Raw genomic sequence first — 11,554 nt, forward strand, 5'->3', positions numbered from 1 at the left:
AGAATATTCTCCTCAATGAGGGCATCCGGGCTTGGATGGCTCCTCAGGATCAACCCCACGAGAACTTTATCTTCCCTGAAGAGGTTCTGCCTCGCGGTAACGCACTGTAATGTCAGGAGTGAAATATTGAGTTAATTTTCTCTAACTCAGCATGGGCGGGGCGATCCCGCTCCTACAGCACTCCTCATTGAACGATACCCCGCCACTTGCGGGGTATTTTTTTTCAAGCCAGCCCACATCTGCTCTAGCCTGTGCTAATCTAAATGAAGGGAATGAATCCTTAGCGATTTTTCCCCTACTCCTTTTGAGAATTAGACCGTTCAGGCAACAAGGAGGTGATGCCCATGAGTGATAGTAGTAAATTTATGGGTCATCAAATTAGCGTTAACCGGCTGAGCGTCGGAGCTGTTCTCTAAAAGCCGGTTTTAATCCCCTAGTGGGATTAACTAAAGGCTGAAAGAGCTAGGCTGGTATTTTGAGTTCCTTCCGACAGTCTGGTGCTAATTTGAAGACCCGCTAGACCGCCCTCACATTGAGTGTAATGGTGATACCAAAACGCTTCCCGTGGGGGCGGATAGTTTTTTAGGGACTTTTTTTCAGGAAGGCGATGGCGTAGATACTCAGCGAGCTGGCAATTAACAAAGCATTCATCAGCTATCAAGTTAGCCAGGGAAGCAGTAGAAGAGAAAATGAAAAAAGTTTGGAGAAGCGATCGCCCAGATTAACAAATTAGTTGCTGTTGCTGCATCTCAATAGAAACAAAGCATCATCTACGAGAAATTTTGTACAATAAGGTGACGCTAACACTGACAACAGATGATAGCGATGGGTTGACAACAAAAGACTTTGATAGGGCGCAAGTCATTTTTAAAGAGTGACTTAGGTCATCCGAAAAATAACACGAAAAATCTCAATAAGCGCTCTAGCAATCATTTCAGGCGCTGGTGAGGTGGTGGCACCGTCCAATCTGTGTTACGATGACTTGAAAAATCAAGAAGGATTGTCACTCTTTCTGAAATATCTTTCTGAAAAAGTGTGTGTGAGGAAAAGAGGAAAGATGGCTAAATTAATGTGGAAATCTCTGCTAGTAAGTCCAGCAGTTTTGGGAGCGGCACTCGTGCTTTCTTCAGCTGCGATCGCAGCTGAAAAGCCCGTAACATCTGAAGTAATTCAGCCCCAAACGACTGAGGCAAACCTACCGAAAGTTCAGTCAGTGGCTTTGGTTACTGCACCCCAAGCCCCGGAAGCTAACTCAGCCCCCGTGTTTTCAGCAACCGCTAAATCAGCCGAAGCGCTGAGTGCAGTTGAAGTGGAAACGCCAGAACAGTTAGCAGTAGCGCCGATTCAAGATGCAGCAACCGCCAACTCGGCAGAAGCGCTAAAGGTAGAGAAGCTCGATAGCACGTCTGTACCTGTAGTGCCAGCAGTAGAGACGCCAAAACAGTTGGCAGCAACGCCCATCCAGGACGCAGCAACCGCCAATTCAGCCGAAGCTCTAGGCGTAGACAACAGCGTGTCGGTTCCAATGGCAGCACCGACGAACACCAAGCTGGCTCAAAGCGCCCCAGCAGGAAATACAGTTGACAACAACAGCGTTTTAGAACAAATCAATCGCTACAGTCGGGAAGGAAATAATTCCCAAAGCCAAGTCACAAACGTCTCCCAACTGTCAGACGTGGAACCAACCGACTGGGCATACGAAGCGCTGCGAAGCCTAGTAGAGCGCTATGGCTGTATAGCAGGATATCCGGATGGCACCTATCGGGGCAACCGGGCAATGAGCCGTTATGAATTTGCGGCGGGTTTGAACGCTTGTTTGCTGCAAATCGAGAAATTAATTGCCGCGTCTACAGCAGATTTTGTTACCAAAGAAGATTTAGCCACACTTCAGCGGCTGATCGATGAATTTGGGGCAGAACTGGCAACCCTCCGGACGCGGGTAGATAACCTGGAAGGACGGGTGACGTTCCTAGAAAACCATCAGTTCTCGACAACCACCAAATTGGTGGGTGAAGCGATCTTTGCTGTCACGGACTCGTTTACGGGTGATGTTAGCGTTAGCGACTTGGATGTGGATGTCGATGACCGTGGCACCAACACCATCTTTGGAGACCGGGTACGTTTAGACCTGCAAACTAGCTTCACAGGTCGAGATGTATTGCACACTCGTCTCGCCGCTGGGAACCTGGGACTTTTAACCCCCGACACATTCGAGGGAACTCAGACTTTTAACCTCGGTTTCAACAACGACAACAGCAATGATATTGGCTTAGACTGGCTGGCGTATGAGTTTCCGTTTGGCGCTTCCCAAGTTTACATCTCAGCCACTGGAGGACGCCATTCCGACTACACCCCTGTTTTGAATCCTTACTTCTATAACGGAGTCAGTGACAGTGGTAGCGGCTCACTCTCAACCTTTGCTCAGTACAGCCCCATTTATCGCATCGGGGGCGGTGCTGGTGCTGGTCTGAGACTGGGTGTCGGTCGGGCACCAATTCTCGGTCCCACTTCATTAACGGTGGGTTATCTAGCAGATAATGCCAATAATCCTGCCGATAGCACACCGCTTGGACTAGGTATTAATCAGCATGGTGGTCTGTTCAACGGTGACTATTCTGCTCTGGCGCAGCTAAATTTCACTGTCAGCGACCGATTCGGCTTGGCGGCTACCTACGTTCACGGTTACCATAGTTCCGGCAACTCGATATTCGACAGTGGCAGAGGCCAGGGTGTAGTTGGTACCGCTTTAGCCAATAATCCAGGGGTTATTGGTCCCTTCGTTTCATCCGCACTTGGTATATCAGCTGACGCAAGTCCAACGGTCAGTAACTCCTATGGATTACAAGGTGCTTTCCGATTGGGTGACAGAGTTTCACTCAGTGGCTTTGTCTCTTATAGCGACGTCACAGTGATTGGTGACGGAGATGGTGAAGTCTGGAGCTATGGATTAGGGGTAGCCTTCCCTGACCTAGGGAAACGGGGTAACGTTTTGGGGATCTTCGCCGGTGCCCAACCCTATCTGGGAAGTCTCGAACTTGAGGGTGCTCGGGTTCCAGTTGGTAAAGATCGACCCTACCACATTGAAGCTTTCTACAAGTACCAGCTGACGGAGAATATCTCTGTTACTCCTGGAGTTGTCTGGCTGACAGCTCCCGGTCAAAGCAATGATAACGACGACGCTGTTATCGGTACGCTCAGAACTACGTTCAGCTTCTAGTGGCACAAAAGCTAGGCGGCTGGGTTATATAGCTTGCCTAATATTATGAAATGAAATCAGTAAAGCCTCGCTCAATGCGGGGCTTTTTTGTATGATTTATTACCTAATGCAATTTCTGGGCTGTGGTAGGATGACAGGAAAAATTAAGAAGGATGTCAATCTTTCTGAATAAGGTGTGTGTGAGGAAAAGAGGAAAGATGGCTAAATTTATCTGGAAATCGCTGGTATTCAGCCCAGCAGTTTTGGGGGCAGCATTGGTGGTTTCATCGGCAGCGATCGCTGCACAAACGCCTGCTGCTAAAGAAGTGATTCAGCCCCAAACGGTAGAGGCACTACCAGAATTGCAGCCAGTAGCGATCGCTACTGCGCCAGAAACCCCAACAGTCAGCTCAATCCCTGTATTTTCAGCTACCGCTGAGAAGTCAGAGTTAGAGCAGAAAGTTGTTGCGACGGAAGCGCCAGAACAGTTGGCAGTCGCACCCAGCCAGGAGCCAGCAACCGCTGACTCAGCTCAAGCACTAGGGGTAGAAACGATTGAAGGCACATCTTTGCCTGTGATGCCAGCTGCCGACTCAAAGCTGGCTCAAACAGCTCCAGCAGGAAATACAGTTGGCAACAACAGCGTTTTAGAACAAATCAATCGCTACAGCCAGGAAGGAAATAACTCCCAAAGCCAAGTCACAAACGTCTCCCAACTGTCGGACGTGGAACCAACCGACTGGGCATACGAAGCGCTGCGAAGCCTAGTAGAGCGCTATGGCTGTATAGCAGGATATCCGGATGGCACCTATCGGGGCAACCGGGCAATGAGCCGTTATGAATTTGCGGCGGGTTTGAACGCTTGTTTGCTGCAAATCGAGAAATTAATTGCCGCGTCTACAGCAGATTTCGTTACCAAAGAAGATTTAGCCACACTTCAGCGGCTGATCGATGAATTTGGGGCAGAACTGGCAACCCTCCGCACGCGGGTAGATAACCTGGAAGGGCGGGTGACGTTCCTAGAAAACCATCAGTTCTCGACAACCACCAAACTCGTGGGTGAAGCGATCTTCGCTGTCACGGACGAGTTTAGCGATCGCGAGGACACCAATACCATTTTTGGCGATCGCGTTCGTTTAGACTTCCAAACCAGCTTCACGGGTCGAGATGTTTTGCACACCCGTCTTGCGGCTGGTAACACTACACCTTTTCAACCTAATGGTTCATTCGAGGGCAACCAGACCTTTGACCTTAATCCCGGTAACAACAACGATATCGCTTTAGATTGGCTGGCGTATGAGTTTCCCTTTGGAGCTTCCAAAGTCTACATTGCCGCTGCGGGAGGAATTCATGCCGACTACGCTCCCGTCCTCAACCCTTACTTTTATGACGGAGACGGAGGTACCGCCGCACTTTCGTCATTTGCTCAGCAGAGTCCTATTTATCGAATCGGTGGCGGTGCCGGTATCGGGATCAGGCTCGGTGTAGGTACAGCACCGATTCTCGGTCCTACTTCCTTGAGCCTGGGTTACTTGGCAGATAATGGCAATAATCCTGGCTCATTTACCAGACCTGATGGCGGAACCAGTGATTTTGGTCTATTCAACGGAGACTATTCGGCGTTGGCGCAACTGAATTTTACAGTTAGCGATCGCTTGGGCTTAGCTGCCACCTACGTCCACGGCTACCATAACGCGGGTGACGGGATTTTCGACCTTGGTGGAAGTCCGCGATCGGCTGGCGGTAGGCCGGTAACAGGTACTCTCGGAGCTAACGATCCAACTCTTGCAACTGGAACAGGCGCTCGGTTTCCATTAGTACTGGCTAGGGATACCGCACTGATCACTAACTCCTATGGTCTTGAGGCTGCCTTACGACTGAGCGACAGATTCTCCCTGAGCGGCTTCGTTGGTAAGACTGATATTAGCGCGGTTGAAAATAGTACCAGAGGCGAGGTCTGGTACTACGGATTAGGTGTGGCTTTCCCCGATTTGGGTAAGCGGGGGAATATCCTGGGAATTTTTGCAGGTGTAGAACCCTACTTGGCAGGTCTTGAAGTTCAAGGCAGCCCAGTCGGGATTAAGAACGATCTCTCTTATCACCTCGAAGGATTCTACAAGTACCAGCTGACGGATAACATCTCCGTGACTCCCGGCATTATCTGGATTACTGCTCCCAACCAAAACAACGATAACGAAGATGCCGTTATTGGCACGCTCAGAACAACGTTCAGCTTCTAGGGAGACGGAAGTAGTAGCCCGCACATTGCTAGGACAGGTGGTAATGGGTAAGGGGTGATTACTCCCTCTGTCCCTCTTCTCCCTTGATCCCCTGCTCCCAGCTTTTGTGTCGTAAATTTTGCGAACCCGGTTATGCCCCGTATTAGCGGGGCTTTTTTATTGGCGAATGCTTAAACCGGCAAACTCCGGTGGAGAACCGGGGTATACTGGAATAGACGATCCCTCACACTCGATCTCAAGCTTGTGGAACTTTCCTGTAAAACAGAATATGCGCTGTTGGCTCTGTTAGAGCTAGCGTGTCACTACAACGACAACGAACCGTTACAAATTCGGCAGATTGCGGCTCAACAAAATATCCCCGATCGATATTTAGAACAGCTGCTGGCGACATTGAGGCGTGGCGGTTTAGTGCGTAGCCAACGTGGAGCAAAGGGAGGCTATTTGCTGTCGCGGGAACCTTGGAAAATTACGCTCTTAGAAGTTGTGAGTTGCCTGGAAGGATTGGATGCCAAACCTTCTGAGAACAACAACACTTCCAAAACGGTAGAAAGTGCCGTGGTAGAGGAAATCTGGCAGGAAGTGCATCAAACAGCTAATTCGGTCTTACAAGGATACACGCTTCAAGATTTAGCAGAAAAACGGGATTCTAGGCGTCAGCTTGACATCATGTATTACATTTAAAAATTAAAAATTGAAAACTAAAAATTTAAAAAGAAGCATACTTCTTTTAATTTTTAATTTTGCACTTTTTAATGATTGATGTTGACTTCTGACTCCTCATAACCAAGAAAAAAACTAAAATCTATGCGGATTGCTCAAAACATTACAGAATTAATCGGTCGGACGCCTTTAGTACAGTTGAACCGCATTCCCCAAGAGGAAGGCTGTTTGGCTCGGATCGTGGTGAAATTGGAGGGTATGAACCCAGCTGCCTCGGTCAAAGACCGCATTGGGGTGAGTATGATTAATGCGGCAGAAGAGCAGGGGTTGATCCACCCAGGCAAAACAATTTTAGTGGAACCGACTTCTGGGAATACGGGTATTGCTCTAGCGATGGCGGCAGCAGCCAGGGGCTATCGGCTGATCTTGACAATGCCAGACACGATGAGTACCGAACGACGGGCGATGCTGCGGGCTTATGGAGCAGAACTGGAACTGACCCCTGGCATTGAGGGGATGAGCCGCTGCATTCGTAGGGCGCAAGAAATTGTTGACAGCACGCCTAATGCTTATATGCTGCAACAGTTTAGCAATCCAGCCAACGTCCAGATTCACCGGGAAACCACTGCTGAGGAAATCTGGGAGGATACGGACGGGCAGGTGGATATCCTGGTCGCTGGAGTGGGCACCGGCGGCACGCTTACGGGTGTTGCAGAGGTGATTAAACCACGAAAACCGGGTTTTCAAGCGATCGCCGTCGAACCCATCAGTAGCTCAGTGTTGTCCGGCGGACGCCCTGGCCCCCACAAAATTCAGGGCATCGGTGCTGGGTTTATTCCCCAAGTGCTGAAAGTTGAGCTGATTGATGAGGTAATCGCAGTGACAGATGATGATGCGATCGCCTACGGTCGTCGTCTTGCTCGTGAAGAAGGACTGCTTTCCGGCATTTCCACGGGTGCTGCCCTCTATGCTGCCATCAAGGTCGCTCAGCGCCCCGAAAACGAGGGGCGATTGATTGTCATGGTGCAGCCTAGCTTTGGAGAACGCTACTTAAGTACACCCCTGTTCCAAGATCCAGAACCGCGAGTGCCAGCTGTGCTGGGTTGACGCTACAGTAACTGTTAGTGGTCATTAGTTAAAAGCTCATGAGCTATGAGTCATTAGTCATACCTCTACCTACTAATGACTCATGCCTCTGACAGAAAGCTATTTCCATGACAGATTCCACTCACTACGACACCCTTGATATTAGTCCCGCAGCGACTCCGGTACAGATCAAGCAAGCTTACCGGCGTCTAGTGAAGCTGTTTCATCCAGATGGTAATCGCGAAACAGCGAACCACGAGCAAATTGTCCGGATTAATGCTGCTTACGAAATACTGGGCGACCCTCAACAGCGGCAGTCTTATGACCAGATGCTGCTCAAAGATCGCCTGAGACACGAACAATCTGTTAACAATCATCCGTCGCGACGAGCCGAATCATCAGCGACATATACTTCGGCGCGATCGCAGCGATACCAGCAAGCCGATGCTTCGGCGCGATCGCAGCGGCAACAGCAAGCCGACACCGAAAACCGATACTACGCGCATCGACAACAGCAAGCCAACGCTGAAAACCGATACTACGCGCATCGACAGACAGCAATAGATGCCGACGAACAACTGGAGCAATGGCTTCAGAAAGTCTATGTGCCGGTCAATCGCTTGATCTGTCGCATTCTCAATCCTCTGGCAGACCAACTAGACCAACTTTCAGCCGATCCTTTTGATGATGAACTGATGGAACAATTTCAGGCTTACCTGAAAGAGTGTCGTAACTATCTCAAACAAGCTCAGCTGGCTTTTCGTTCTTTGCCTAATCCAGCCAATGTTGCTGGCGCAGCAGTTCACCTTTACTACTGCCTCAATCAAGTAGCAGATGGCATTGAAGAGTTAGAACTTTTTACGCTCAACTATGATGAAGGCTACCTGCACACAGGTCAAGAACTTTTTAGAATTGCCACTGGTTTGCGCTGCGAAGCGCAATACGCAGTCAAAGACATTGCTTAACCATTAAAAATTAGAAACTAGCTTTTTTTTCTCGTTACCAGTAGGGGCTTTTTCTGTCCCGTCCCCTACTGTGGTAACGGGGCTTGGATGAAAGTACAGCCTCCCCAGTGACCAAAACAAAAATAAAAATTTAAGAATTTCTCAATTTTTATTTTTTAGTTGTTTCTCTGGGATTCCAACGCATTACATCTGTCCAAGGAGCTTTTTTAACTGTAAAGTCACAAGACAAAATGTGAGTAACGGAATTGCCCGTCTCACTCGTAGACCTCAATAAATGTAGCACCAGCGTTAGAGAAAAGTGCAGCGTACTCTCAGGACTAGAGAGTTTTTTGAGTTTGGATGGATCAAAAAGGGACGCTGAGATTTTCAAAACATCGGTTTGCAAGTCGCGCTGGAGAACGTCTTCAACAGTTATTTTTTCTTTAAGAATTTTTCCAGATCCAATGAAGCTATAAACTTGACGCTGGGAGAGATCCAGAATCATGCTGGGCGTCAGGCGAATCACTCGCCGCGATCGCCCGTCGAAATCTGTCAGCGAACTGCGATCCCAGTCTACGTCAATTGAATGCTCCGCAGATTTATTGTCAATCTGGATCGATAGTTCGCGCAGTCGATCTAGTTGGTATCGCTTTTCCAGCTTAAATTGGATATCGACGCGATCTCTTAGATTTTGTGCTTCCAGTTGTCCATTTAAGGATTCTCGATCGAGATGGACTATCACTTGATTTCTATCTACCGATTTAAAAACTCGGTATAAAACGTAGGTGACACAGATGATGTAGACAGTCAAGATGAATAAATTGCGGTCATCCAAAATTAGTAATTAGTGATTGGTAATTGTTAATTGGGGAAAGTTTTTAATTACAAACTTTACTTTTTGAAAAAAAGAAACTTACTTATTTGTACTTTAGAATTAAGTAATTAAAAACAAAAATTTTTGTCTCCCATTAATTTTTAGCAAAAAATTACAGGCTATAAGAAAAGTAATTTATGAACATGATGCTAGTCATCCTTAACTGTGGAAAAATTATCAAACCAGCCGCGCCGCCAGAAAAAGTAAATTAAACCAGATGCGATCGCTATCATCAATGCCCAGCAAAGCGGATAGCCTAAATACCAGTTTAGTTCCGGCATATTGAATGGTGATTTTTCTGTATTAAAGTTCATGCCGTAGATTCCAGCAACAAAAGTGAGGGGAATAAAAATACTAGAAATCACAGTCAAAAGCTTCATGACTTCATTCATTCTGTTGCCAACCGAAGACATATAAACATCCATTAACCCAGAGGATAGTTCTCGATATGTTTCCACCATGTCCATTACTTGAACCGCATGATCGTAACAGTCTCTTAGATAAATTCGGACTTCTTCACAAATAAGAGGACTCCCATCTCGAATTAAGGAATTTATGGCATCTCGCTGGGGCCAAATAGCGCGACGGAGTGCCAACAATTCGCGCCTAACTTGATATATTTTGTCTAGAGTCTTGCGTGTAGGATTGGCGATAACTTCTTCCTCTAAATCTTCAATTCGCTCACCATAAACTTCTAAAACCGGAAAAAATCCATCAATAATTGAATCCAACAGTGCGTAGGCTAAATAATCGGCACCGCGCTTGCGGATAGTGCCCTTATTGTGACGAATGCGATCGCGCACGGGTGTAAAACAATCCCGCAGTGGTTCCTCCTGCACAGTGAGCAAATAATGTTTCCCCAAAATTAAACTCACTTGTTCGCTGTAGAAGCCAGTGCCTTTTTCTTTAGGCATCACCATCCGGCTAATAAGCACCAGATGGTCTCCCTGATCATCCACTTTGGGTCGCTGGGGTACATTTACCACATCTTCCAAAACCAATGGATGTAAATGAAAAACCTGTCCCAATTCTCGCAAAATTTCTTCATCTCCTAAGCCCAACACATCCACCCAAGAAACCGACTCGGTATCCAAATAGCTAGCGCACGCTGCTGGGGTCTCAAGTGGCATGCAGATGCGGTTTGCCTCGTTGTAGTCAATTAAGATAATTTTGGGTGGCGGAGAATTTTTATTAATAAAAATTGTTCCTGGTAGACTACCGGGTTTATCGTAAAAGTCTTCAAACAAAGAATTATCATCGTCTTCGTCTACATTGTATTGTGTAACTACTTCCGCAGGCTGGGGGCGTCTTTGTGTCATTTGCATTTACTCCTATTCAGTATTTATTTTAGAATTTTATCTATTCTTTATTCAGCAAAATTCTCTTTTAATTAATTCAATTTCTTCCTGAAAACTATTAGCATAATTCCACCCAAAATATCCTGCAAATTCGCGATCTTCATTAGTATCGAATATATAAGCATGGTGTATATTGGCAAAATTAACATACATTTGTATACTACCGCTACCATCTCTAAAATTTAGATGCAGTAATTTTTTATCAAAGATATAGTTTACTGGAGTTAAAACATTTTTGACTTCAGGTATTTTTTTTAAGCGAGATATAACATCATACATAATATTTTTACCAGATAAAATATTATCAGTAATTAAATTAGCTGTTTTAGAACAATTCATATACCAGTGATGAGCATCAACAACTCCTAAAGCTAAGGCTGCATCCACTTGACCGACAGTATAGGCAGTATTTTCCGCCAGGTTAGCATGATCTAAAATATACTCATCTTGTAAAAATATGTTATCAGACGAATTAATGTTAAAGCTTGTCCGAAGCGGATAGGCAATAATATCAGAGGAATGAATTATATTAATCCATCTCAAACCTTGGTTTTTATAATTTTTAGCAAAACATTTAACTTTATTAGGATTAATACCTAACATGGTGTTAAAGAATAAAATAGGAGAACCCATTGTGGTAATACTCCTTAGGTAAACTTGTCTTTTGGAGGTGGAATCACCTAGTCCTTTAATCATTGCACGGATATGAAACGCCGCATCATCAGAATCAAATCTATCGGAGAACAAACTATCCCATAGGATGACGCTTCCCAAGGAATGGGCAACAATATGAAGGTCAGTTTCTTCAGGGTTACGTCTTATAAAGTCCTCTAGTTGATCTGCAATCAGTTCTCTAATTTTTACGCCCCGTTCTTGATTAAGGTAGGTGAAAGCATCTCCAACGAATTCAGATAGAAAGCCTTGTCTAAAGTGTTGATACCTCAAAATGGTTTGAATATCTAAATTTGGAGATTCCTTTTTAACTTCCTGTAAATCTTGATGAATCCAGTTCCACATCCTCCCAACATCATTTAAAACATCGCCCCAAAAACTATAATAAAAGTGAGGGAGTAATTCACCTCTTTTGGTAAACTCTTCTGTAATAAAACCTTTCAATTTATCTCCATATTTAACATCCCGTGTAGCAACCCCGTGAAGAAAAAAGACTAGCATTGTTAAAGTTAATCCTCTAGCTG

9 protein-coding genes and 1 pseudogene are annotated in these 11,554 nt (G+C 46.1%); 7 read left to right on the forward strand and 3 right to left on the reverse strand.

What is annotated here, in order from left to right; all coding sequences use genetic code 11:
- The 7 genes and pseudogenes from NC994_RS07145 to NC994_RS07175 all read left to right on the forward strand — a co-directional run.
- Positions 1-110, forward strand: a pseudogene (locus NC994_RS07145) (photosystem II protein D2); the annotation flags it as partial.
- Between the two features lie 684 nt (positions 111-794).
- Positions 795-878 carry a hypothetical protein gene (locus NC994_RS07150; RefSeq protein ID WP_347275959.1) on the forward strand — a complete coding sequence of 28 codons (84 nt, stop codon included), beginning with the start codon at positions 795-797 and terminating at the stop codon, positions 876-878.
- A gap of 647 nt (positions 879-1,525) precedes the next feature.
- Positions 1,526-3,217 (forward strand): iron uptake porin, encoded by a 1,692-nt coding sequence (locus NC994_RS07155; RefSeq protein ID WP_347276576.1) that lies wholly within the window; start codon positions 1,526-1,528, stop codon positions 3,215-3,217.
- A gap of 197 nt (positions 3,218-3,414) precedes the next feature.
- Positions 3,415-5,436, forward strand: a complete 2,022-nt coding sequence (locus NC994_RS07160; RefSeq protein WP_190432331.1) for an iron uptake porin — start codon at positions 3,415-3,417, stop codon at positions 5,434-5,436.
- 243 nt (positions 5,437-5,679) lie between these two features.
- Positions 5,680-6,117, forward strand: coding sequence for an Rrf2 family transcriptional regulator (locus NC994_RS07165; RefSeq protein WP_190411711.1), 438 nt, complete (start codon positions 5,680-5,682; stop codon positions 6,115-6,117).
- Positions 6,118-6,240: 123 nt separating this feature from the next.
- A complete protein-coding gene (gene cysK, locus NC994_RS07170; RefSeq protein ID WP_190411710.1) occupies positions 6,241-7,203 on the forward strand; it encodes a cysteine synthase A in 963 nt (320 codons plus the stop codon).
- A 107-nt stretch (positions 7,204-7,310) separates the two neighbouring features.
- Positions 7,311-8,147, forward strand: coding sequence for a J domain-containing protein (locus NC994_RS07175; protein WP_190411709.1), 837 nt, complete (start codon positions 7,311-7,313; stop codon positions 8,145-8,147).
- A 148-nt stretch (positions 8,148-8,295) separates the two neighbouring features.
- Here NC994_RS07175 and NC994_RS07180 read toward each other — a convergent pair whose 3' ends face one another.
- From NC994_RS07180 to NC994_RS07190, 3 genes are all read right to left on the reverse strand, one after another.
- Positions 8,296-8,961, reverse strand: coding sequence for a hypothetical protein (locus tag NC994_RS07180; protein ID WP_190432334.1), 666 nt, complete (start codon positions 8,959-8,961; stop codon positions 8,296-8,298).
- 188 nt (positions 8,962-9,149) lie between these two features.
- Complete coding sequence (gene corA / locus NC994_RS07185) at positions 9,150-10,319, reverse strand: magnesium/cobalt transporter CorA (protein ID WP_190432336.1); 1,170 nt, start codon at positions 10,317-10,319, stop codon at positions 9,150-9,152.
- A 51-nt stretch (positions 10,320-10,370) separates the two neighbouring features.
- Positions 10,371-11,531 carry a hypothetical protein gene (locus tag NC994_RS07190; protein WP_190432338.1) on the reverse strand — a complete coding sequence of 387 codons (1,161 nt, stop codon included), beginning with the start codon at positions 11,529-11,531 and terminating at the stop codon, positions 10,371-10,373.
- Positions 11,532-11,554: the final 23 nt, after the last annotated feature.

Origin of the sequence: Trichocoleus sp. AS-A1 (assembly GCF_039962015.1) — a bacterium.
Lineage (GTDB): Bacteria > Cyanobacteriota > Cyanobacteriia > Cyanobacteriales > FACHB-T130 > FACHB-T130.